Source organism: Mycobacterium sp. pUA109 (assembly GCF_041287095.1).
Classification (GTDB): domain Bacteria; phylum Actinomycetota; class Actinomycetes; order Mycobacteriales; family Mycobacteriaceae; genus Mycobacterium.
The window spans coordinates 100,209-121,105 of the sequence record NZ_JBGGKS010000008.1 but is presented as its reverse complement, the minus strand read 5'-3'; the positions used below and the strand labels follow the sequence as shown (position 1 = coordinate 121,105).

23 protein-coding genes and 2 tRNA genes are annotated in these 20,897 nt (G+C 67.6%); 14 read left to right on the top strand and 11 right to left on the bottom strand.

Going from position 1 to position 20,897, the window contains the following annotated elements; all coding sequences use genetic code 11:
* Window positions 1-78 precede the first annotated feature (78 nt).
* Complete coding sequence (locus tag ACAG26_RS11430) at window positions 79-759, top strand: TetR/AcrR family transcriptional regulator (RefSeq protein WP_370482262.1); 681 nt, start codon at window positions 79-81, stop codon at window positions 757-759.
* A 7-nt stretch (window positions 760-766) separates the two neighbouring features.
* Window positions 767-1,513, top strand: a complete 747-nt coding sequence (locus ACAG26_RS11425) for an MmpS family transport accessory protein (RefSeq protein ID WP_370482260.1) — start codon at window positions 767-769, stop codon at window positions 1,511-1,513.
* A 6-nt stretch (window positions 1,514-1,519) separates the two neighbouring features.
* Here the strand turns inward: ACAG26_RS11425 and ACAG26_RS11420 are convergent, their stop codons facing one another.
* Together ACAG26_RS11420 and ACAG26_RS11415 are read right to left on the bottom strand one after the other, a co-directional pair.
* Window positions 1,520-2,206, bottom strand: a complete 687-nt coding sequence (locus ACAG26_RS11420; protein ID WP_370482258.1) for a sensor domain-containing protein — start codon at window positions 2,204-2,206, stop codon at window positions 1,520-1,522.
* 11 nt (window positions 2,207-2,217) lie between these two features.
* Window positions 2,218-3,600 carry an MFS transporter gene (locus tag ACAG26_RS11415; protein WP_370482256.1) on the bottom strand — a complete coding sequence of 461 codons (1,383 nt, stop codon included), beginning with the start codon at window positions 3,598-3,600 and terminating at the stop codon, window positions 2,218-2,220.
* Window positions 3,601-3,614: 14 nt separating this feature from the next.
* On the opposite strand from ACAG26_RS11415, the gene cmrA reads away from it, so the two are divergent.
* On the top strand, window positions 3,615-4,421 hold the full coding sequence (cmrA, locus tag ACAG26_RS11410; protein WP_370482254.1) for a mycolate reductase CmrA: 807 nt from the start codon (window positions 3,615-3,617) through the stop codon (window positions 4,419-4,421).
* Between the two features lie 4 nt (window positions 4,422-4,425).
* Here the strand turns inward: cmrA and ACAG26_RS11405 are convergent, their stop codons facing one another.
* Complete coding sequence (locus ACAG26_RS11405; RefSeq protein WP_370482253.1) at window positions 4,426-5,991, bottom strand: helicase HerA-like domain-containing protein; 1,566 nt, start codon at window positions 5,989-5,991, stop codon at window positions 4,426-4,428.
* A 167-nt stretch (window positions 5,992-6,158) separates the two neighbouring features.
* Here ACAG26_RS11405 and ACAG26_RS11400 point away from each other — a divergent pair, with 167 nt between their 5' ends.
* From ACAG26_RS11400 to ACAG26_RS11380, 5 genes are all read left to right on the top strand, one after another.
* On the top strand, window positions 6,159-7,592 hold the full coding sequence (locus tag ACAG26_RS11400; protein WP_370482251.1) for an RNA-guided endonuclease InsQ/TnpB family protein: 1,434 nt from the start codon (window positions 6,159-6,161) through the stop codon (window positions 7,590-7,592).
* A gap of 75 nt (window positions 7,593-7,667) precedes the next feature.
* The gene (orn, locus tag ACAG26_RS11395) at window positions 7,668-8,324 is read left to right on the top strand and encodes an oligoribonuclease (protein ID WP_370482250.1); all 657 of its coding nucleotides are present in this window, start codon (window positions 7,668-7,670) and stop codon (window positions 8,322-8,324) included.
* A 54-nt stretch (window positions 8,325-8,378) separates the two neighbouring features.
* Window positions 8,379-8,451 (top strand) — tRNA-His (locus tag ACAG26_RS11390).
* Between the two features lie 245 nt (window positions 8,452-8,696).
* Entirely contained in the window at window positions 8,697-9,050 is a 354-nt protein-coding gene (locus tag ACAG26_RS11385; RefSeq protein WP_370482248.1) for a type II toxin-antitoxin system RelE/ParE family toxin, read from the top strand.
* A complete protein-coding gene (locus ACAG26_RS11380; RefSeq protein WP_370482247.1) occupies window positions 9,043-9,420 on the top strand; it encodes a helix-turn-helix domain-containing protein in 378 nt (125 codons plus the stop codon). Before ACAG26_RS11385 ends, ACAG26_RS11380 begins: the two co-directional genes overlap by 8 nt.
* 90 nt (window positions 9,421-9,510) lie before the next feature.
* Here ACAG26_RS11380 and ACAG26_RS11375 read toward each other — a convergent pair whose 3' ends face one another.
* Entirely contained in the window at window positions 9,511-10,191 is a 681-nt protein-coding gene (locus tag ACAG26_RS11375; protein WP_370482246.1) for a helix-turn-helix domain-containing protein, read from the bottom strand.
* Window positions 10,192-10,409: 218 nt separating this feature from the next.
* On the opposite strand from ACAG26_RS11375, the gene ACAG26_RS11370 reads away from it, so the two are divergent.
* Both ACAG26_RS11370 and ACAG26_RS11365 read left to right on the top strand, forming a co-directional pair.
* Window positions 10,410-11,186: a sensor domain-containing protein gene (locus ACAG26_RS11370; protein ID WP_370482244.1), complete on the top strand. Its 777-nt coding sequence runs from the start codon at window positions 10,410-10,412 to the stop codon at window positions 11,184-11,186.
* A gap of 3 nt (window positions 11,187-11,189) precedes the next feature.
* On the top strand, window positions 11,190-12,800 hold the full coding sequence (locus tag ACAG26_RS11365) for a serine/threonine-protein kinase PknH/PknJ (protein ID WP_370482243.1): 1,611 nt from the start codon (window positions 11,190-11,192) through the stop codon (window positions 12,798-12,800).
* Here ACAG26_RS11365 and ACAG26_RS11360 read toward each other — a convergent pair.
* On the bottom strand, window positions 12,797-14,017 hold the full coding sequence (locus ACAG26_RS11360; protein ID WP_370482241.1) for an Ig-like domain-containing protein: 1,221 nt from the start codon (window positions 14,015-14,017) through the stop codon (window positions 12,797-12,799). The genes ACAG26_RS11365 and ACAG26_RS11360 overlap by 4 nt on opposite strands.
* Before the next feature lie 165 nt (window positions 14,018-14,182).
* Here ACAG26_RS11360 and ACAG26_RS11355 point away from each other — a divergent pair.
* Together ACAG26_RS11355 and ACAG26_RS11350 are read left to right on the top strand one after the other, a co-directional pair.
* Window positions 14,183-14,255 (top strand) — tRNA-Lys (locus ACAG26_RS11355).
* A gap of 167 nt (window positions 14,256-14,422) precedes the next feature.
* Window positions 14,423-15,064, top strand: coding sequence for a hypothetical protein (locus ACAG26_RS11350; protein WP_370482239.1), 642 nt, complete (start codon window positions 14,423-14,425; stop codon window positions 15,062-15,064).
* Window positions 15,065-15,098: 34 nt separating this feature from the next.
* On the opposite strand, the gene ACAG26_RS11345 is transcribed toward ACAG26_RS11350, so the two are convergent.
* Together ACAG26_RS11345 and ACAG26_RS11340 are read right to left on the bottom strand one after the other, a co-directional pair.
* Window positions 15,099-15,968 (bottom strand): hypothetical protein, encoded by an 870-nt coding sequence (locus ACAG26_RS11345; RefSeq protein WP_370482238.1) that lies wholly within the window; start codon window positions 15,966-15,968, stop codon window positions 15,099-15,101.
* Between the two features lies 1 nt (window position 15,969).
* Window positions 15,970-16,266, bottom strand: coding sequence for a hypothetical protein (locus tag ACAG26_RS11340; protein ID WP_370482236.1), 297 nt, complete (start codon window positions 16,264-16,266; stop codon window positions 15,970-15,972).
* A 396-nt stretch (window positions 16,267-16,662) separates the two neighbouring features.
* Between ACAG26_RS11340 and ACAG26_RS11335 the strand changes: the two genes are divergently transcribed.
* The gene (locus ACAG26_RS11335; protein ID WP_370482235.1) at window positions 16,663-17,469 is read left to right on the top strand and encodes an Ig-like domain-containing protein; all 807 of its coding nucleotides are present in this window, start codon (window positions 16,663-16,665) and stop codon (window positions 17,467-17,469) included.
* Between the two features lie 40 nt (window positions 17,470-17,509).
* On the opposite strand, the gene ACAG26_RS11330 is transcribed toward ACAG26_RS11335, so the two are convergent.
* Window positions 17,510-17,908 (bottom strand): hypothetical protein, encoded by a 399-nt coding sequence (locus ACAG26_RS11330; protein ID WP_370482231.1) that lies wholly within the window; start codon window positions 17,906-17,908, stop codon window positions 17,510-17,512.
* 242 nt (window positions 17,909-18,150) lie between these two features.
* Entirely contained in the window at window positions 18,151-18,378 is a 228-nt protein-coding gene (locus ACAG26_RS11325) for a DUF3618 domain-containing protein (protein ID WP_370482229.1), read from the bottom strand.
* A gap of 126 nt (window positions 18,379-18,504) precedes the next feature.
* Here ACAG26_RS11325 and bcp point away from each other — a divergent pair, with 126 nt between their 5' ends.
* Complete coding sequence (gene bcp, locus ACAG26_RS11320) at window positions 18,505-18,978, top strand: thioredoxin-dependent thiol peroxidase (protein ID WP_370482228.1); 474 nt, start codon at window positions 18,505-18,507, stop codon at window positions 18,976-18,978.
* A gap of 86 nt (window positions 18,979-19,064) precedes the next feature.
* On the opposite strand, the gene ACAG26_RS11315 is transcribed toward bcp, so the two are convergent.
* Window positions 19,065-20,396 (bottom strand): dipeptidase, encoded by a 1,332-nt coding sequence (locus ACAG26_RS11315; protein ID WP_370482226.1) that lies wholly within the window; start codon window positions 20,394-20,396, stop codon window positions 19,065-19,067.
* A gap of 106 nt (window positions 20,397-20,502) precedes the next feature.
* Window positions 20,503-20,892 (bottom strand): holo-ACP synthase, encoded by a 390-nt coding sequence (locus ACAG26_RS11310; protein ID WP_370482224.1) that lies wholly within the window; start codon window positions 20,890-20,892, stop codon window positions 20,503-20,505.
* Between the last annotated feature and the right edge of the window lie 5 nt (window positions 20,893-20,897).

Here is a 20,897-nt window from a genome sequence, read left to right as displayed (position 1 = left end):
CGGATCGCGAAGGTCAAGGTCACCAGGACTAACGCGTGTTACGTTAGTGACGATTAACCGAAGTGTCTAGGAGCCGTGATGGCAGCGTCCGCCCCCACCGGCCGCGGTAGCGACGCGGAGGTACCCAGTCGCCGAAGCCAGCTGAAATCCGATCGGCGCGGCCAGTTGTTGTCGGCCGCCGAGCGGCTGTTCGCCGAGCGCGGGTTCCAGGCGGTGCGGCTGGAGGACATCGGTGCCGCCGCCGGCGTCAGCGGCCCGGCCATCTACCGCCACTTCCCCAATAAGGAGTCGCTGCTGGTGGAGTTGCTGGCGGGGATCAGTACCCGGCTGTTGACCGGTGCCCAGCGGATCCGGGCGCAGGGATCCGGTGCGGCGACAACGATGGGCCAGCTGATCGACTTCCACCTGGACTTCGTCTTCGGGGAGCCGGATCTCATCCGCATTCAGGACCGTGACCTCGCGTATCTGCCTGCGCCCGCCGAACGGCAGGTGCGGCACGCCCAACGCCGATACGTGGAGATCTGGGTCGAGGTGCTGCGCGAGGGCGATCCCACGCTGGCCGAGTCCGACGCCCGGCTGATGGCGCACGCCGCGTTCGGCCTGCTGAACTCGACGCCGCACAGCATCAAGCCCGCCGGCGGCCGGCCGACGCCGTCGGCGCGTTCGCGGGCGCTGATGCGGGCGATGACCCTGGCCGCGCTGCACGTGACCGGTGACGATGAGCACCGGATCGGCGCGCAGGTACCCTGCAAGCCATGAGGTGTGCATGAGCGATCCGTATCGACCCGGGCAGTCGGGCTGGCAGGGAGCTGACCCGACGGACCCGGCCACCTACCGCTATCCGTCGTACACCGATCCGGCCTACGCGGGTCAAACCCCGACGTATGGCCCCGGCTACGAATCCGCCTACCCGCCGGGCCCGACCGAGCCGGCCGCCCAGCAGTGGGGGCAGGCCGAACCGCAGCCGACCGGCAGTGAGCCCCCGCCGCCGGAGCCGCCGAAATCACCGAAGTGGTTGTGGCTGGCCGCCGGCGCGGCGGTGCTGCTGGTGGTGGGGCTGGTCATCGCGCTGGTGATCGCCAACGGGTCGGCCAACAAGTCCGCCACGGTCACGCCGTTTCCCGGCACGCCCAGCACCAAGGCCGGCACCCGCAGCCCGGTCCCGACCACCAGCGGCCGGTCCCCGGCCACCACGACCACCGAGCCGGGCACCGGCGGCACCCCGCCCACCACGACGTCCGGCTCGGGCGCACCCCAGACCGTGGTCTACAGCGTCACCGGGTCGGGGCGGGCGATGAGCATCATCTACACCGACGCCGACGGCGTGGTGCAAAACGAGTTCAACGTGCCGCTGCCGTGGAGCAAGGAAGTCACCCTGGACTCCTCGACGCCGGCCAGCGTGACCGTGGCCAACATCGGTGAGGAAGTCACCTGCACGATCACCGTCGATGGCTCGCAGGTGTCCCAGCGCACCGGGTCGGTGCTGACGGTCTGCCTGTCCAACGGCGGCTAACCGGCTTTACGCGGTGGAGTGCAGCAGCTCGTCGATTTTCGCGAGCCGCTGCGCGGCCAGCGCCTGATTGTCGATGGAGCGATCCGGCGAGCAGGTGACCAGCTCGGCGATCACGTTGGCCTTGGCGATCACCGAAAATTCGCAGATCCACTGCTCGCCAGCCAGATTCGTTGACCAGTGCGCGATCTCGGGTGCGCTTTCGGTCAACGGCGTCGGGTCCACCGTCCACCGCTTCTCGTCGTCGCCCCACGCGCTGACCGGGTGTTGGCATCGGGTGACCGTGTCGCGCACCGATGTCAGGAATCCCGTCGCATCGAAGTCGCTGGGGTAGGTCGCCGACGCTTCCAGCAGTTGGTGCTGGTCGGCGGAGTTGTCGACCTGGGTGCGGGCCTCGCGGCCGGTGTAGTCGGTCGGGAACAGCGGGAATCGACCGAACCCCACCACCCCGTGGCAGTCCGCCGGGTCGGCGGCGATGAAGATCGCCGCCTGCATGTTGGTCTCGAACAGCGGGCTGCCCGGGACCACCGCCAGCGAATCCGACGGGGTCAGCAATTGGTCGAGTTGGGCCGGTTGGATGGGGCCGCCGGGCGCGGCACCACCCCGGTCGGCGGCGTGCGGGCTGCCGGCGACGACGCTGCTGCACGCGGCGGGGGTCAGGCACAGCGCCAGCGCCAGCCATCGGAGGCGGTTCACGGTGCTAAACGCTACCGGCTGCGGCGCGGGTGACGATGCGGCGGAACGCGCACCGCCAGCATCGCCGCCAGCCCCAGGACCAGCACCGTGCACAGCCCGCCCATGCCGGCGCGGTCGGCGTGAAATGCATCGACGAACACCGAGAACAGCCACGGCGCCAGGAACGACACGGCGCGGCCGGTCATCGTGTACAGGCCGAAGGCCACCCCCTCCTTGCCGTCGGACACCATCTGCAGCAGCAGGGTCCGCGCCGAGGACTGCGCCGGGCCGATGAACAGCGACAGCGCCAGCCCGCAGACCCAGAAGGCCAGCGGACCCGACAACGCCATCAGGGCCAGACCCGCCCCGATGATGGCGGCCAGCGATCCGACGATCACCGCCTTGGATCCGAGGCGGCCGTCGAGGAATCCGCCCACCACCGCCCCGAGCGCGGCCACCACGCAGGCCGCCATCCCGAAGATCAGCACGTCGGCCTTCGACACCTGGTAGACGCTGACCCCGAGCACCGCGCCGAAGGTGAACACCCCTGTCAGGCCGTCCCGGAAGACGGCGCTGGCCAGCAGGTAGTAGGCCAGGTTGCGGTCGCGGCGCCACTCCGCGGTGATGTCCGACCACAGCTGGCGGTAGCCGTCCAGCAGGCCGGCCACCGGGCGCGGCGGTTCGGCCGGGGCGGGCAGCCGGTGCGCGGTGCGCAGCAGCGGCAGCGCGAACAGCGCCATCCACGCCGCGGTCAGCAGCATCGCGGCCCGCACGTTGACGCCGTCGTCGACCGGCAACCCCAGCCAGCCCCGGGTGTCGCCGTCGCCGACCATGAACCCCAGGTAGACCACCAGCAGCAGCGCCACGTCCCCGGTGTAGCCGGCCGCATAGCCCAGCCCGGAGATCCGACCGGAGGTGGCCGGGGTGGACAGCTGCCGCAGCATCGCGTTGTAGGGGACGGTGGCCAAATCGCCGCAGGCCGCGGTCGCCGCCAGCAACGCCAGCCCCGGCCACAGGTAGCCCGGCTGGTCCCGGATCAGGATCATCGCGCAGGTCAGCGCCACCGCGAGTCCGGTGAAGGTGGCCAGCGCCAGCCGCCGCCGGCGCGGGGCCGCCACCCACACCCCGATCACCGGCGCCAGCACCGCGACGGTCAACCCGGCCACCGCGAGGGATCGGCCCAGCCAGCTGGCCGGCGAGGCGCCGCCGGGCATGTCCTCGCCCACGCTGCTGGTCAGGTACACCGAGAACACGAAGGTCACCACGACCGCGCCCAGGCCGCTGGAGCCGCAGTCCCACAGCACCCACGCCACTACCGGGGATCGCCGCAAACCCCATGCACGTACGGCCCACGCCGGCACCCGGGATCGCTCGGATGTGCGCGAACCCGATCCCGGGTCACCCATGCTTGGCACTCTACGATTGGCGCATGCCGGTCCCCGCCCCCAGCCCCGATGCTCGTGCCGTCGTCACCGGCGCCTCCCAAAACATCGGTGAGGCCCTGGCCACCGAGCTGGCCGCCCGCGGCCACCACCTGATCATCACCGCCCGCCGCGAAGACGTGCTCAACGAGGTGGCCGCCCGGCTGACCGAGAAGTACGGCGTGGCCGTCGAAGTGCGGCCGGTCGATCTCGCCGACCCGCCGGCGCGGGCCAAGCTGTGCGAGGAGTTGGCTGGCCGCAATATCTCGATCCTGTGCGCCAACGCGGGCACCGCCACGTTCGGCCCGGTGTCGGGCCTGGACCCGGCCGGCGAGCAGGCCCAGGTGCAGCTCAACGCCGTGGCCGTGCACGACCTCACGTTGGCGGTGCTGCCGGGCATGATCGAGCGCAAGGCCGGCGGCATCCTGATTTCCGGTTCGGCCGCGGGGAATTCACCGATCCCCAACAACGCCACCTATGCCGCCACCAAGGCGTTCGCCAACACCTTCAGCGAGTCGCTGCGCGGCGAGCTACGCGGCGCTGGCGTGCACGTCACCCTGCTGGCGCCGGGCCCGGTGCGTGGCGAGGCGCCCGATCCGGCCGAGGCGTCGCTGGTGGACAAGCTGATCCCGGATTTCCTGTGGATCTCCACCGAGCACACCGCGCGGATGTCGTTGGATGCGTTGGCGCGCAACAAGATGCGGGTGGTGCCGGGGGTGACCTCCAAAGCGATGTCGGTGGCCAGCCAGTACGCGCCGCGCGCCATCGTCACGCCGATCACCGGCCTCATCTACAAGAAGCTGGGCGGCGGGTAACCGTTTACCGGCGCCGCCGCCCGGTGCCCATCATGCCGCGGGTGATTTCGCGGCCCATCGCGGTGCCGGCCGAGCGCGCGAAACTCTTCGCGGCCGGGCTGGCGAACAGGCCCTTGAACCAGCGCCCGAACCGCCGCCACCAGCTCAGCTTCTGCTCCGGCTCCGGGGGCGTCTCTTTTCCCTCACCCGGCTCCGATTCCGCGTCGGCCGGCGCGTACTTGGCGGCCAAGATTTCGTAGGCCGACTCCCGGTCAATGGTCTCGCCGTAGCGGGCCTGCAGCGGGCTGGCCTTCGCGGCGGCGCTAATCGCGTCGGCGCCGATCGCGCCCATCAGCGACCGCGGCGCCCGCAGCCGGGTCCACGCCACCGGCGTCGGGGCCCCCTTCTCGGAGAGCACGGTGACGATGGCTTCCCCGATGCCCAGCGAGGTCAGCGCCGACTCCAGGTCGTAGACCTGGGTTTTCGGGTAGGTGCGCACCGTTTTGGTGAGCGCTTTTTGGTCGTCGGGGGTAAACGCGCGCAACGCGTGCTGGATCCGGGCGCCCAGCTGGGACAGCACCGCGTTGGGCACGTCGGTGGGCAACTGGGTGCAAAAGAACACGCCGACGCCCTTGGAGCGGATCAGCTTGACGGTCTGTTCGACCTGGTCCAGGAACGCCTTGGAGGCGTCGGTGAACAGCAGGTGGGCTTCGTCGAAGAAGAACACCAGCTTGGGCTTGTCCACGTCGCCGACCTCGGGCAGCAGGGTGAACAGGTCGGCCAGCACCCACATCAAGAAGGTGGAGAACAGCACCGGGCGGGCCGCTTGATCGCCCAGCTCCAGCAGCGAAATGACCCCGCGGCCTTGCGAATCGACGTTCAGCAGATCCTTGGGGTCCAGTTCGGGCTCGCCGAAGAAGGTGTCGCCGCCCTCGGCTTCCAAATTCACCAGGGCGCGCAAGATGACGCCGGCCGTCGCCGCCGACACCCCGCCGATCGACTTGAGTTCGGCCTTGCCCTCGTCGCTGGTGAGCCGGCTGATCACCGAGCGCAGGTCCTTCAGGTCCAGCAGCGGCAGCGCCTGCTGGTCGGCCCAGTGGAAAATCAGTCCCAGCGTCGACTCCTGGGTAGCGTTGAGCCCCAGCACCTTTGACAGCAGGACCGGCCCGAAGCTGGAGATGGTGGCCCGCACCGGCACCCCGATTCCGCCGGTGCCCAGGGACAGGAACTCGACCGGGAACGCGGTCGGTGTCCAGTCGTCGCCGGTGTCCTTGGCGCGTTCGGCGGTCTTGTCGTTGGCTTCGCCGGCGCGGGCGAGGCCGGACAGGTCGCCCTTGACGTCGGCCATCAGCACCGGCACGCCGGCCGCCGAGAGCTGCTCGGCGACCGTCTGCAGCGTCTTGGTTTTCCCGGTGCCGGTGGCGCCGGCCACCAGGCCGTGCCGGTTGATGGTCGCCAGCGGAATGCGGATCTGCGCGCTCGGGTCGACGGCGCCGTCGACGACGACGGTGCCCAGCTCCAGGGCCTGGCCGCCGACGGCGTAGCCGCTGGCGATCTGCTGTGCGGGGGTCCCGGTGGATTCTGGGCTCATACGACATGAGACTACTTGGCACGGGCTGACCTTTGCTGCGGAAGGTGCCCCAGCGGCCAGCCTCGCCGCGGCGGGCGCGATCACATCACCGTCGATATTGATGCCGTGGTCGGAGACGTTCTGCCATACCACGGGGGTGTCAGTGGGTGGTGGGATGCTGCGTAGCGATGAGTCGCCACACTACGTTTAAGTTCTGCCTCGACCCCACGGTCGAGCAGCAGCATGCGCTGGCTCGGCATGCCGGGGCGTCTCGGTTCGCGTTCAACCAGTGTCTGCGTATGGTCAAGGTCGGGCTCACCGCGCGCAAGTCCAACCCTGCCATTGAGGTCCCGTGGACTGGTTTTGATCTGATCAATGCGTTCAACGGGTGGAAGAAGACCGAAGACGCCGGCAGAGTATTCGCCGTAGATGCCGTTGGCACGGCACAGACGATCGTGACAGGTCTGTCGTGGCGTACCGAGGTGTGTCAGCAGGTGTTCGAGGAAGCCGCCGTCGACCTGGGCAATGGACTCAAAGCGTGGTCTGCCTCGCGTTGCGGGAAGCGTAGGGGCAAACGTGTCGGCTTCCCGAAGTTCAAGAAGAAGGCCAACACCCGCCCGTCGTTTCGTCTGCGTAATAAGCACCGCAAGGACGGCCGGGCAGCGATCCGCATCGGCGATGGCCGTCGGCCCCGTTCGGTCACGCTGCCTGGCATCGGACATGTCGGGGTGTTTGATGACACCCGCCGGCTGCGCCGGATGCTTGCCAAAGACCGGGCCGCCGTTTTGTTCGCCACCATCTCCCACCACGCCGGACGCTGGTGGGTGTCGCTGAACGTGCAGGCCGCCGACCTACACCCCGCCGCTCAGCACTCGGCTCGTGATCCAGGCGACGCCAGCGGTTGGGTTGGCGTCGACCGCGGCCTATCGGCCTTTGCGGTCGCCGCCGACGCGGCCGGCCACGAAGTCGCCCGCATCACCGGAGCTCCCAAAGCACTCGCCGTCAGAATGCGCAAGCAGCGCCGACTGGCCAGGTCGTTGTCCCGCAAGAAGGAGGGATCACACACCCGACGAAGTGCCGCAGCCAAGCTGGCCCGGCACCACAATCACGTCGCCAACATGCGTCGCCATTTCGCCCATCAAGTCTCCAACCAGCTGGTCAAGACCCACGACCGGCTCGTCATCGAAGACCTGAATGTGTCAGGGATGCTGAGCAACCACCACCTGGCGCGCGGCATCTCCGATGCCGGCTGGGCTGAATTTGGCCGCCTGCTGCACTACAAGCAGGCATGGCGCGGCGGCCAGGTCTTGGTCGCTGACCGCTGGTACCCGTCCAGCAAGCGCTGTGCGGCGTGCGGGGCTATCGACCGCGATCTAACCCTGGCGGACCGGGTATTCAGGTGCGAATGCGGATACTCAGCCGACCGGGACCTCAACGCCGCGGTGAATCTGGCCCGCTGGGGCGAAACCCATCACGCCGCCCACCGATCCCCGGACCCCCAAGCAGGAGGCCGGGCCACCAACGCCCACCGACGAGACGGCTCTGACCAGGATCCTTCGTGTCCTGGCGAAACCGACCCGAATGACGTGGGAACCGACGTTCACACCGCTCCAGCGGTCTGAACCGACGACGCCCGAGAACGGCGGTGCCGACCCAACTCCAGCGAGTTATTCGACACGCTTTAACGTGGGCTCATTGTGAGCGCTGCGCGAGACGAACTGGTGTGGATCGACTGCGAGATGACCGGGCTCGACCTGGGCTCGGACAAGCTGATCGAGATTGCGGCCCTGGTCACCGACGGTGACCTCAACATTCTCGGTGAGGGTGTCGACGTGGTGATCCACGCCGAGGACGCCGCCCTGTCGTCGATGATCGACGTCGTCACCCAGATGCACACCCGGTCGGGCCTGATCGACGAGGTGCGGGCGTCCACGGTCGATGTGGCGACCGCCGAGACGATCGTGCTCGACTACATCCGCGAACACGTCAAGCAGGCTAAGACGGTGCCGCTGGCCGGCAATTCGATCGCCACCGACCGGGGCTTTTTGGCCCGCGACATGCCCCTGCTGGACGCCTACCTGCACTACCGGATGGTCGACGTCAGCTCGATCAAGGAGCTGTGCCGGCGCTGGTATCCGCGGATCTACTTCGGCCAGCCCGCCAAGGGGCTGGCGCACCGCGCCCTGGCCGACATCCACGAGTCGATCCGGGAACTGAAGTTTTATCGCAGCACCGCCTTCGTCCCGCCGCCCGGGCCTCCTACCAGCGATATTGCCGCGGTCGCCGCGGAGTTGGGGCCGCCGGGGGACGCGCCGCAGGGAAACGATTCGGCCGCGGAGCGCCCCAGCGGTTAGTATCGACGTCGCCGCCGCTACGGCTCCGCTCGTCGGACCGGTTAGGTGGCGATGGTGGCTGTAGTTCAGCTGGTAGAGCACCAGGTTGTGATCCTGGGTGTCGCGGGTTCGAGTCCCGTCAGCCACCCCGAGTAGAAATGCCGCCTCACCTGCGAATATGCGGGTGAGGCGGTGTTCGTTTCGCCGGCAATGCGTTAATGTCTCGCAAACGCGGTTTCTGGGCCATCCGCTGCACTTCCGATACTTTCTCCAAACTCCGGGAACAAGGTGCTGCGGCTAACGAGCGTGGGCATCAGCGCCGCCGATGCCCACGTGGTGCAGGAAGTGTGAGCAATCCGTCATTGCACATAACTCCGGGGTTATACTAACCTCATGGCTTGGACAGTCGTCCTCGTCGAGGAGGTGGACGAGTGGTTCTGCAACCTTGACCCGGACGACGCCGAGGTGGTGGCAGCCGCCATCGACCGTCTAGAGGAGCACGGGCCGTTCCTCGGGCGTCCAACCGTAGACAAACTGCATCATTCCAAGCTTCACAACTTGAAAGAGTTGCGACCAGCAGGCTCCAGCATCCGCATTCTGTTCATCTTCGACCCGTGGCGCCAGGCTGTTCTTTTGGTCGGCGGTGAGAAGGCTGGAAAGTGGAATGCGTGGTACGACGACAATATTCCGAAAGCAGAAGAACGGTACCAGCGATGGCTAAGTGAGGAGGGTAAGAGAAATGGCTAGGAATTGGAAAGATGTCCGGGCAGAAGTCATCAAATCTGGCCGGATCACTGAGGCTGGCATCGCCAAGGCTCGTCGTCGCGCCGAGGTCATCGACCACGCTTACAAGTTGTCTGAAGTCCGCAAGACCTTGGGCTTCTTCCGTCAGGTGGACGTGGCTGAGGTGCTTGGCGTGTCGCAGGCCCGCGTGTCCAAGCTGGAGAGCGGCGACCTCAACCACATCGAAATAGGCACACTCCAAGCCTACATCGAGGCTCTTGGTGGATCACTTGCCATCACAGCGGTTTTCGGTGACGAGCGATTGGAGCTAGGCGATTTCCGTGGACTATCCAACCCGAAGGACACCGACTCACTCACCGCCGATTTGACCTAAAAAAGACTGTACGCGAGACCCGGGAACTACCGAAGGACTTGCATACAGTCTTGTTTCATACCGCTCGGGTCAGCGGTTTGTTCTGACCACTCACTGCTGACCTTCCAGCGCCCGACCAATGATGTCGCTGGCAACACCGACAGCACGAGGGTCACCGTCATCGAGAAGGTCTATCGCAGCGACTATTTCCGCGGCGTTGTGCTTGTCGTGGGGATTGCGCGGCACCGCACCCAGGTTCTCCACCACCCATACGACCGCATTCGGAAGCTTGCGCCGGTCCTCGACTCTACGCAGCTCGTAGTCAGCGGCCAGGTCGTCGACGTCGGCGGCGCTGGCGTAGACGCAGAGCCGACCGATCGGTTCCAGGTCGGCGATAGCGTTGTCGCCGCTGACCACCACGCGGTGGTCGTCTTGCAACTCCTCCAGAGCGGGCTTGAACGCCCATGCGCGCATGGGCTTTCCGCGAGCGGCCAGCCAGGAGCGAAGCTGTTGCGGAGCGCTGTCGGGATTCATCTTCCGCAGGCGAAACTCCATCCGCGATTGCAGTTTGTTGCCGTTCGCCAGGTGGTTCATCACCGACCACGCCGACTGCTCGGACATGGGGCGCCCAGCGGACTTCGCCTTGTACGCGGCGACCGCTTGCGCGGGGATCGCCCACCGACCCATCAGTCGTTGAGCTGGGAGCTGCCCATCAGCGATGATCGCGCGAACGCGACGTTCACTGACGCCGAGGTGTTCGGCAACCTCGGGACCACTCATGACTTCGTCCATGTGCACAATCGTACCGATAGCGGAATAGTTGTGCAATAACGGCTGGTAGTTGTGGATAGTCCGGAAACCCTATACAGAAACGGCCTTGTGGTTGAGGGTTTCCTACGCCGCGTTCGCGGGGTCGGCATCATCAGCGGTGCCCACCTGCTTCGCTTGGCACCGATGAGAGCACGCAATTCCGAACTAGCCGCGCCGCGGCAGCTCACCCTGTGGGCAAGATGAAACCCGTGGGACTGTCCTGGCGAATGCTGACGCCGCTGCTGCTGGCGGCGGCACTCGCAACCGGCTGCACCGTGGTGCGCGACGGCGCGCCACGGCCGGCACCCGATCTGGCACCGCGACCGGTCACCGGCGAAGCCATCAAACAAGTGCTTCCGGATCGGCAACAGCTCGAGAAGCTACTCGATCACCCGCTGACCGCCAGCCACCTGTTCCCGCCGAAATTCGGTGGGATCGATGAGATGCCCGTCGGGGTGTTGTCCGACCCCAAAACCTCACCGCGGGAGTGCGCCGGGGTGGTGGCCCAGGCGCAGCAAGGCAGCTACCGGGGCGCGCCGGTGCAAAGCTTCGCCTCGGTGCACTTCGGGCCCCCGACCGTCTCGATGAAACTAGTTGGGGTGGACGCGGCCGCGGTAGGTCTGGCGACCACGGCCGACGCCCAGGCGTTGTTCACCACGTTTGCCCAGCAGTGGTCGCACTGCGACGGCACCACCGTGACCGTCTTCGGCGGCAACGGCGATGCGCCGCAGGAAACCCGGGCGATCAGCGGCGTCAAGACCACCGATGCGCTGCTCACCGCCTCGGTGCGCGCGACCAATCTCGGCCAGCAGGTGACGATCCTTCGCCACCGGGCCCTCGGGGTCCGGGTGAACTGCATCGTCGAGGTCAACGTCGACGTGGATCCCTATCTGCTCGAAGAGCGCGGCGAGTTTGACGGCAGCGCCGCCGGTATCGCGCGGCTGATGATGGACAACGTCGCGGCGGGAGGCCGGTGACGCATGCTCGCCGTGGGGTCCGTGGTCGCCGGGTATCGGGTGCAGCGGGTGCTCGGTACCGGCGGGATGGGCACCGTGTACGTGGTGGCCAACCCGGAGTTGCCGCGGCTGGACGCGTTGAAGGTGCTCAGCGCGGAGTTGTCCCGCGACCCCGAGTTCCGGTCGCGGTTCCTCCGGGAGGCCGAGGTGGCGTCCCGGCTGGATCACCCCAACATCGTGTCCATCTATCGGCGCGGCGAAACCGACGACGGGCAACTGTGGATGGCGATGCAGTTCGTCGACGGCACCGACGCCGACGAGGCGCTGCGCCGCGGTCAGATGACCCCGCAGCGGGCCATCCACATCGCCGCCGAGGTCGCCAAAGCGCTGGACTACGCCCATCGACACCAGGTGATACACCGCGACGTCAAACCCGCGAACCTGTTGCTGTCGGGCCCGGTCGGCGCCGAGGAACGGGTGCTGCTGGGCGATTTCGGTATCGCCCGGGCGCTCGATGACGTCAGCTTGACCGGGACGGGCGCGGTGATGGCCACCCTGTCGTACGCGGCGCCGGAGATCATCGCCGGCGACCCGCCGGATGGGCGCGCGGATCTGTATTCGTTGGCCTGCAGCCTGTTTCGGTTGCTGACCGGCAAGACCCCGTTCGCCGACGCGCACGGGGCGGCGGCGATGATGATGGCCCACCTGCAGCAGCCGCCGCCCCGGGTCACCGCTGTGGCGCCCTGGCTGCCGGCGGGGCTCGATGACGTGATCGCGACCGCGATGGCCAAGGATCCGGCGCGCCGGTTCGCCACCGGCGCCGAATTCGCCGCGGCCGCCGCCGCGGCCCTGCACCAGCCCGGCTATCGCCACCCCGCACCTGCCCCGGACCGGTCGCCCGCACCCCGTGGCCGCCACCGTGCCAAGATCGTTGGGGCGCTGGCGGCGGTGGGCGTGTTGGCGATCGGGGCCGTCGCGGCGATCACCTGGAAATCGCACGGCGGCCGGTCCCCCGACCAGCACACCACCATCAGCGGCACCGCAGCGCCAACGAGCACCACCGCCGCGGCGGTGGCCGCGACCGCGCTCCCTGGCCTGTTGCTCAGCCCCGACGACCTCGGCGCCATCATGGCCGTGCCGCTGCAGGCGGGCCCGGTCAGCGACGTCATCGCCGAGGACCGCGACTGGATTTCCGAACCAGGCTGTGCCGGCGCGTTTTGGCCGGCCGAGGCGGCCGCCTACGACCACAGCGGCTGGACCGCGCTGCGGGCCCAGCAGCTCACCCAGCAGCCCTCCGGGGCCGCGACGGTGGTGCAGGCCGTTGTCGCGTTCCCGTCGCTGAGCCGAGCCCGTGACCTGTTCGTCAAGCAGGAAGGCCAGTGGCTAACCTGCTCGAGCCGCGCATTCACCGTCACCAAGGCGGGGCCCGCCCACGCCTGGACGTTCGGCGGGCTCAACCACCAGGGGGATGTGGACACCATGTCGGCAGCCCAAGTGGGCGGCGACATTTCGTGTGCACGGGCCATGACCCTGCGCGGCAACGTCGTCGTCGACGTGTCCGCCTGCCGCCCCGGTGCCAGCACCCAAGCCGTCGTCGACATCGCCGACCGGATCGCGGCCAACGTGCCCGGTTAGTCGTTGGCGTTGCCGGCCTTCCACTGCGCCCAGGGGATATTCCAGTCACCGAGGCCCTCGGTGCCCGGCAGCGTCGGCCCCACCGTGTTGACGATCTCCACGACGTCGCCGCGTTTGGTGTGGTCGTAGAACCATTCCGCGTTGCTGTTGCTGACGTTCAGGCAGCCGTGGCTGGTGTTGCTGTGGCCCTGGGCGCCCACCGACCACGGCGCGGCGTGCACGAAGATCCCGCTGTAGGAGATCTGCGTCGCCCAGTCGACGTCGGTGCGATACCCGTTGGGCGAGTTGACCGGAACCCCGTAGGTCGAGGAGTCCATGATGATGTGTTTGAACCGTTCCCCTACCAGGTAGATGCCGTTGTTGGTCGGGGTGCTGTCCTTGCCCATCGAGGTCGGGATCACCTTGGCGACCTCGCCGTTGATCCGCACGGTGATCATCTTGGTGGTGTCGTCGACGGTGGCGATGACCTCGTCGCCGATGGAAAAGTGGGTGGTCACGTTGTCCTGGCCGAACACCCCGTTGCCGAGGTCGACGCCGTAGGTGTTGACCGCCACCTCGATCGTCGTGCCGGGCTTCCAGAAATGCTCTGGACGCCACCGCACTTCGCGGTTGTTCAGCCAGTAGAAGGCGCCCTCCACCGGCGGGTTGGCCGTGATTTTGATCGCCTTCTGCGCGGCCAGGCGGTTGGCGATGTTCTCGTCGAACCGGATCGCCACCGGTTGGCCGACGCCGACCACCTCCCCGTCCTGGGGCATCACGTAGGGCATGGTCAGGTTCTCGGGCGAATGGGTTTGGAAGCTCATCTGCTTGGTCGTGACCCCACCCAGACCCAGGGCTTTCGCGTTGAGCGTGTAGCGCCGGTTGAAGCCCAGCGGCTCGGTGGTCTGCCAGGTCAGGCTGTCCGGGCTGAGCTGCCCGCTGACCGCTCTGCCGTTCTCGTTGACCATGGTGACCGCGCCCAACACGCCGTCCTCGGCGGTCACCGTCACCGGGGCGTCCACCGCGACGCCGACCGCGCCGTCGGTCACCGACGCGGTCAGCTTCGGCACCAGCAGATCGGTGTACGGGGTGCCCTTATCGGTGATGGCCTGCGAGGGCTCCGGGGCGTCACTGCTGCCGCAGGCGCTCAGGCCAAACACCACGGTGGGGACCATCAGCGCAGCCGCCCACCAGGGTCGACGCCCACAGACGCGGGCCATCGATCCGACCTGCCACATACCGTCCCCACCTCGCACCCGGACCAAACTTTGGCAATAGTCTAAAGGTCGCCGAAGGGTGCTGCGACCAATCAGCCAACAGCGGACACGACGCGGCGCTTGTGCTGCCAATTCGCCAGCCGGTGCCAAGCCTGTTATCCTCGCTCTCGCGGTCAAGGCCGCGTCGCGCCGTTAGCTCAGTTGGTAGAGCAGCTGACTCTTAATCAGCGGGTCCGGGGTTCGAAACCCTGACGGCGCACTTAGTGAGCTAGTGACCGGCGCCGACGCGCGCCGACGGGTTCGAGCAGCCCACCCCGTTGCCGGGCCGGCGGTTGGGCAAATTTCCGTAGACTCGTAGAGCCACCCAAACGCTTCAGCTGCGTTCGAGCGAGCCGGCCGGCGTTAGCCAGCTTCAAGGGAGAAAGCATGCCCGCTCAGCAAGGCCGCCGTTCGGCCATCCGAGAACTGTTCGCTGCGACCACCATCGGTTTGCTTACTGGCGTGGTCGCCTGCTCGGTTGCCCCGTCCGCCAAGGGGCTTCCCGGCCACCGGCCGAGCATCGAAGCGCCGCCATCGCAAAAGCCCGACATCACACAGTTGACCGAGTCCATGTTGGTCGACCAGTCCTCATTTCCGAATATTCCGGGTTCAAAATTCGTTCGCTCTATCAGCGGGAATACGGTAGATGTCGAAGTTTCTCCGTCCGAATGCTCACCTCTAGTCGTGGGTGACAGCACACCGCAAAGTGGCTATGCCGGTGTCGTAGGGGTGGGCGGAATGGACGTTCACCTCACCGTGACTTCGGATCCACCCGACATCCGGACTCTGTTGGACAACTGTGGCACGGTCAGCGGGTCCGGCCCGACAGTCCCCTTAGTAACCTGGCACATAACACCGATCGATGTCGCCGGAGTACCCAGCTGGGCGGGGGCGGTAGACATGAGCGGGAACGCCACGGTTTTCGGTACGTACCGTGGCGTATTTGTCAAATCTAATGCTGATCGAGATCGAGAAAACGATGCAGTGAAAGTCTTTAATGACCAGGTGGCGAAACTAGCGGCCGTCTGAGCCGGGTGGCCTCGCGGTACAACGGTGCGCTCGGCTACGCGAAGATCGGAGCGACAACGTTGGTCAGGTAATTGACCATCGGGGTGATGTCGTAATCGTAGTGATCGGCCGCCGCGCCAGCCCCAAGAAACCTTAATCCGTTGGCGATGGCCTCGGCGTCGGCGAGCGGCATGCCGACGTCGGCGGCGACCTGTTCAATCGTGCCGAGGCTGGGATCGTACACGGCGTTGTAGACCGTGGTTTCCACGTAGCCGGGAGGGGCTTCAGCGGTCCACGGGTTCGGCCCAACCGGACAGCTGCTGTAGAGCTCTGTCGCCCCGCCATCAGAGCCCAGCCAGACGAAATCCAGCCAGTTCGACGGGGTTTGGGCCGGGGTCAGGTCATCTGGGCCCGCGATACCGCCCGTCAGAACACCGTCAACCTGCCCCGGCATCCCCCAGCCGGCGTAGGCGTTGCCGTTCGCGAAACCGGGTGAGCGGCACGGGTTTCCCCACATCAAGCCAGCGGGCACACGGCTAGTCAGGTTGTTGGCGAGAATGTAGTCACGCCACCAGTGGCTGCCACAAATCGCTCCCTCCGAATAGCCGAGCGGGATGATCAGGTTGTCCGGCCACACCTGGGTCGCGAGCCGAACACCCTCGTTGTAACCGTCATCGACCGACTGACCCAAAGACGGGTTCACTATCGATGCCGGGTAGTTGCCGACCGGCTGCCAGTAAAAAACTTGCGGGAACGCTGTGGCCGCGGCTAACCCGACGGCCGCCGGCTGGGGCGGGGTTGTGTCCCACATGCTCACCCCGGCGCCCGACCACGTCAGCAGAACGATCGGCAGGGTGCCCGAATACTGCGGCGGGTAATACAGCCCGTCGAGCTTGTCGGAAACGTCCGACCATGTTGTGGCCACGTCAGCCCGCGGCCTTCTTCTGCGCCAGCACCCACTCGAGGATCGTCATCAAAGCGTCGAACTCGTTGTAAGTATTGCCGTCCGATGCTTGATAGGTGGCGGTGTGGATCTTGCCGAGCGTGGTGGTGACGTCGAGAACAGACGTGGTGGTTTGCTTTGGTGTTTCGGGATAAGGAGCGCTGGAGGCTAGGCCGAAGATCGCCATCGGGGCGAGTTGATCCACTTCCCGGTAGCTCAGCGGGCCCGACGGGCCGACGCCGTCGAGCTTGTCGGAAACGGATTGCGCGGTGGCCCCCACGTTAGGGCTTGTCATGAGCTTTCTTACCTCCCTAGTTGGCGTACTTGATCTAAGGTTTCGACGCTCAGGCTCGTGCGCGACCGGCGGCTGGCAACCGATGGCCGGCTACAGCGGGGGCGACGGCGGTGTTGAGGCATTCTTTCGCGTAGCCGTTAAAACCTTATCCCCTTTCACAATTAGCCGCCGGCTTTTAGCTTGCCTCGGTGACGAGCGGCGCGATTTGGCTGCGGTCAACCCAGCCTTGCCACCACGGCCGCGGCCCCGGCCCCACGGACTCGGTAGTCGTGACCAAAATGTGACCCAGGCTTCATCGCGCCGTTTCCGCGCACCGGTCAGCACAGCCCTAACATCGACCGTCGGCGGCGACAATTTCCACCCGAGAGGTGATTCGAAGCGATGCGGGCGGTGGTTCGGCCGGTTCTTGTCCTAGCCGTGATCGTGGGCGCCGTGGTCGCAGCCCCGCCCGACGTGCGTCCGGCGGCGGTTGAGCTGCCGCCCGACCTCACCATCACCTCGGTGCTGCCCGCCAGCGGCGCGGTGGTGGGGGTCGCGCACCCGGTGGTGGTGACGTTCAGCGCACCGGTCACCAACCGTCGGGCCGCCGAGCGCGCCGTGCACGTGACGTCGACGCCCGCGATGACCGGCAGGTTCGACTGGCTGGACAGCAACGTCGTGCAGTGGGTGCCGGACCGATTCTGGCCGGCGCACAGCGCGGTGGCGCTCTCGGTGGGCAACCTGGCTCTCGACTTCAAAACCGGACCCGCCGTCTTGGGAGTCGCCAGCATCTCGGAGCACACATTCACCGTCAGCATCGACAGCGACGACGCCGGGACGGCACCTCGGCTGCCCGCACCGCACCATCGGCCCCGCTGGGGAGAAGAAGGGGTGCTGCCGGCGTCACTGGGTAAACCGGAATTCCCGACGCCGGTCGGCACCTACGCCGTTATCTCCAAGGACCGCAACGTGATCATGGATTCCAGCAGCGTCGGCGTTCCGGTCACCGACCCCGAGGGCTACCGTCTCTCGGTGGATTACGCCGTCCGCATCACCCACCGCGGTCTGTACGTGCATTCGGCGCCGTGGGCGCTGCAAGCACTCGGGGTGGACAACATCAGCCACGGCTGCATCAGCCTGAGCCCCGCCGACGCGGAGTGGTACTTCAACGCGGTCAACGTCGGCGACCCGGTCATCGTGCAGGAATAGCGCCACCTTTGCGCTCCGGTGAAATACGTTCTGCGCGAGCCTATTTGCCGCAGGACCCCGCTCCCGGCGCCATCCCGCCGCATACCGGGGCCGGACCGGCAACCGCCAGGCCGGGAAGCACCGCCGGCCCCCCGCCCACCGGCGCTCCCGCCGGCCCGGGCGCGGCCGGCAGCCCAGCAACCGGAGCCACCGGCACCACCGGCACGGGTGCTCCCGCCGGCAGCGGCACCCCGGCGACCGGCACCACCGGCGCCCCGGCAGGCGCCGGCGCGGCCGCTCCCGTCAGTGCCGCCGCACAGGCCGGCGCGCCGGCCGCGGGCATCTCGGTGCAGGTCGGGCCGCCGGTGGGCCGCGGGAAGGCCGCCGCGTCGGCGCTAAACGCCAACGCGGCCCCGCACAACCCGACGCCGGCAACTGTTGCGATGTTGAATCGGCTCAAGATTTCCAACGCTCATTCCCATGAGTCGGCTATTCACGTATCCGCGCTCAGCTGGTTCCGCTCATCACTCAGCGCAGCGAAACCGTAACGCGGTGACGCAACCGTGCCTAGACGCGGAACGAAATGGGTGTGGGATCGAGACACAATGCGCGCCATACCGTGACCGCATCATTTCCCGATCGTGACGGCGCCCTGTCAGAAGGTGTTGTCGGTCCCGAACCGGGCGACCGGGTCCGCGGTGGCTAGCGGTTGCGGATCTTGCGGATGACCAGCACCACGCCCAGCGCCCCCAGGCCGGCCAGCGACATCGCCACCGCCGGTTTCTTGACAAAGCCGAGCACCCGCGCCTTGGCGTCATCGGCGAGTCGGCGGGGATTGGCCCGCTCGGCGAGCGAATCGACGGCGGTGGCCAACCGATCGCGGGCCTCGTCGATCTCCTTTTTGATGGTGTCGGGATCCCGGTCCGCCACGCTCGTCCTCCATGTCCTCCCGCACCGGCCGCTGGGTGGGCTCGGTCCTTGAGTTGCTGCCTTGTCGCATACCCTAGAGCAGCCGGCGCCCGTCCCGGTGCTCCGGTGAGCAGAAAGGGATGTTCGTTGACCGACACCGCGCGCCTGCAGCCCGGCGACACCGCGCCCGCGTTCAGCCTCCCCGACGCCGACGGCAACCCGGTGTCGTTGGCCGACTACCGGGGACGCCGGGTGGTCGTCTACTTCTACCCGGCGGCCTCCACCCCCGGGTGCACCAAGCAGGCCTGCGACTTCCGCGACAACCTGCGCGACCTGGGCGACGCCGGGCTCGACGTGGTCGGCATCTCCCCGGACAAGCCGGCCAAACTGGCCAAATTCCGTGACGCCGAAGGGTTGACGTTTCCGCTGCTGTCCGACCCGGAGCGCAGCGTGCTGACCGCGTGGGGCGCCTACGGCGAGAAGAAGATGTACGGCAAGACCGTGCAGGGCGTGATCCGCTCGACGTTCGTCGTCGACGAGCAGGGCAAGATCGCCGTCGCGCAGTACAACGTCAAGGCCACCGGGCATGTCGCCAAACTGCGGCGGGATCTGGGCGTCTAAGTCCGCCGCCGCGCGCCGAAAGTGCGCGCACGCAGGTGCCCACTCGCGCTTTCGCTGCGTGAACGCACTTTCACGGCCCGGGCTTCTTAAGTGCCGGCCAGCGAGCCCAGCAGCAGCGCCTCGCTGATCGCGGCGCGCTCCAGCACACCCAGGTGCAGGCTTTCGTTGACGCTGTGTGCCTGGGTGGCGGGGTCTTCGACCCCGGTGACCAGGATCGTCGCCTGCGGATAGGCCGCGGCGAATTCGGCGATGAACGGGATCGAGCCGCCCATGCCCATCTCCACCGGGTCGGTGCCCCAGCCCTGCCGGAACGCGGCCCGCGCGGCGTCGTAGACCGGGCCGCTGACGTCGATGGCGTAGGGCTGACCGACATCGCCGGGGATGACACTCACCCGAGCCCCCCACGGCGCATGCTGTTCGAGGTGTCGAGTCAGCGCCTGCAGATGCGCGGCCGCGTCGCCGCCGGGGGCGACCCGCATGCTGATCTTGGCGCGGGCGCGCGGGATCAGCGTGTTCGACGACGCCGCGATCGAGGTGGTGTCGATGCCGATCACGGTGAGCGCGGGTTTGGCCCACAGCCGTTGCGGCACCGACCCCGAACCGATTTCGCGTACCCCGTCCAGCAGCCCGGATTCGGCGCGCACCCGCTCGTCGGGGTAGTCCACCGCCGCGGCGGTGCCCTCGTGCAGCCCGGCCACCGCCACGTTGCCGTCGTCGTCGTGCAGGCTGGCCAACAGCCGTACCAGCACGCTCAGCGCGTCGGGCACCACCCCACCCCACAGCCCGGAGTGCAGCCCGTGATCCAGGGTGGCGACTTCCACGACGCAGTCGGCCAGCCCGCGCAGCGACACCGTCAGCGCGGGCACGTCCACGCTCCAGTTGTCCGAGTCGGCGATGACGATGACGTCGGCGGTCAGCTTGTCGCGGTGGGCGGCCAGCAGCGCCCCCAGCGACGGCGACCCGGACTCCTCCTCCCCCTCGACGAACACCGTCACCCCCACCGGCGGCCGGCCGTCGTGCGCCCGGAACGCCGCCAAATGCGTTGCGATGCCGGCCTTGTCGTCGGCACTGCCCCGCCCGTACAGCCGGCCGTCGCGTTCGGTCGGCTCGAACGGCGGCGACGCCCACTGCCCGGCGTCACCCTCGGGTTGCACATCGTGGTGGGCGTACAGCAGCACCGTCGGCGCGCCGGGCGGGGCCGGATAGCGGGCGATCACCGCCGGGGCGCCGCCCTCGGCGACGATCCGAACCTGCGGAAAGCCCGCCTGCGACAGCAGATCCGCGACCACCTGGGCGCTGCGATGCACCTCGGGTCGGCGCTGCGGGTCGGCCCACACCGATTCGATGCGGACCAGATTCTCCAGGTCGCGCCGCACCGACGGCAACACGTCGCGCACCCGCTGCACCAGATCGCTCATGCGGCGACAGTAACCCGCTGGCGACACCGAGATCGACACCAGCGCGGAAAAATGCGAGTGGAGCCCGCGCTAACGTCGATCTCGACGCCGCCAGGACGCCAGGTAATCACACCTCCAGGATGGCCACGGCGGCGGCGGTGTCGGCCTCGTGGGTCAGCGACACGTGGATCGTCACGTCGGCCAGATGCTCGGCGATGGCGCCGGTCAACCGGACCCGCGGCCGGCCCCACATGTCGGTGACCACCTCGATGTCGCGGTGGATGCCTTCGGGCAGCACCGGCCGCTGCGCGAACCGCGACCCCGACCAGGCCTTGATCACCGCCTCCTTGGCCGCCCACCGGGCCGCCAGGTGCCGGGCCGCCGACGAACTCTTATCGCTGGCGTCCCGGCGTTCCCCGGGGGTGAACGTCTCGGCGAACACCGTCCCGGGCTGGTCGACCTGATCGGCGAAGTCCGGGATCGACACCAGATCGATCCCCACCCCAACGATGCTCATCGGGC

Coding starts and splice junctions, on each gene's coding strand:
- ACAG26_RS11430 (WP_370482262.1), top strand. CDS start 79: ATGGCAGCGTCCGCCCCCACCGGCCGCGGTAGCGACGCGGAGGTACCC.
- ACAG26_RS11425 (WP_370482260.1), top strand. CDS start 767: ATGAGCGATCCGTATCGACCCGGGCAGTCGGGCTGGCAGGGAGCTGAC.
- cmrA (WP_370482254.1), top strand. CDS start 3,615: ATGCCGGTCCCCGCCCCCAGCCCCGATGCTCGTGCCGTCGTCACCGGC.
- ACAG26_RS11405 (WP_370482253.1), bottom strand. CDS start 5,991: ATGAGCCCAGAATCCACCGGGACCCCCGCACAGCAGATCGCCAGCGGC.
- ACAG26_RS11400 (WP_370482251.1), top strand. CDS start 6,159: ATGAGTCGCCACACTACGTTTAAGTTCTGCCTCGACCCCACGGTCGAG.
- ACAG26_RS11385 (WP_370482248.1), top strand. CDS start 8,697: ATGGCTTGGACAGTCGTCCTCGTCGAGGAGGTGGACGAGTGGTTCTGC.
- ACAG26_RS11380 (WP_370482247.1), top strand. CDS start 9,043: ATGGCTAGGAATTGGAAAGATGTCCGGGCAGAAGTCATCAAATCTGGC.
- ACAG26_RS11375 (WP_370482246.1), bottom strand. CDS start 10,191: ATGGACGAAGTCATGAGTGGTCCCGAGGTTGCCGAACACCTCGGCGTC.
- ACAG26_RS11370 (WP_370482244.1), top strand. CDS start 10,410: ATGAAACCCGTGGGACTGTCCTGGCGAATGCTGACGCCGCTGCTGCTG.
- ACAG26_RS11365 (WP_370482243.1), top strand. CDS start 11,190: ATGCTCGCCGTGGGGTCCGTGGTCGCCGGGTATCGGGTGCAGCGGGTG.
- ACAG26_RS11360 (WP_370482241.1), bottom strand. CDS start 14,017: ATGTGGCAGGTCGGATCGATGGCCCGCGTCTGTGGGCGTCGACCCTGG.
- ACAG26_RS11350 (WP_370482239.1), top strand. CDS start 14,423: ATGCCCGCTCAGCAAGGCCGCCGTTCGGCCATCCGAGAACTGTTCGCT.
- ACAG26_RS11335 (WP_370482235.1), top strand. CDS start 16,663: ATGCGGGCGGTGGTTCGGCCGGTTCTTGTCCTAGCCGTGATCGTGGGC.
- ACAG26_RS11315 (WP_370482226.1), bottom strand. CDS start 20,396: ATGAGCGATCTGGTGCAGCGGGTGCGCGACGTGTTGCCGTCGGTGCGG.
- ACAG26_RS11310 (WP_370482224.1), bottom strand. CDS start 20,892: ATGAGCATCGTTGGGGTGGGGATCGATCTGGTGTCGATCCCGGACTTC.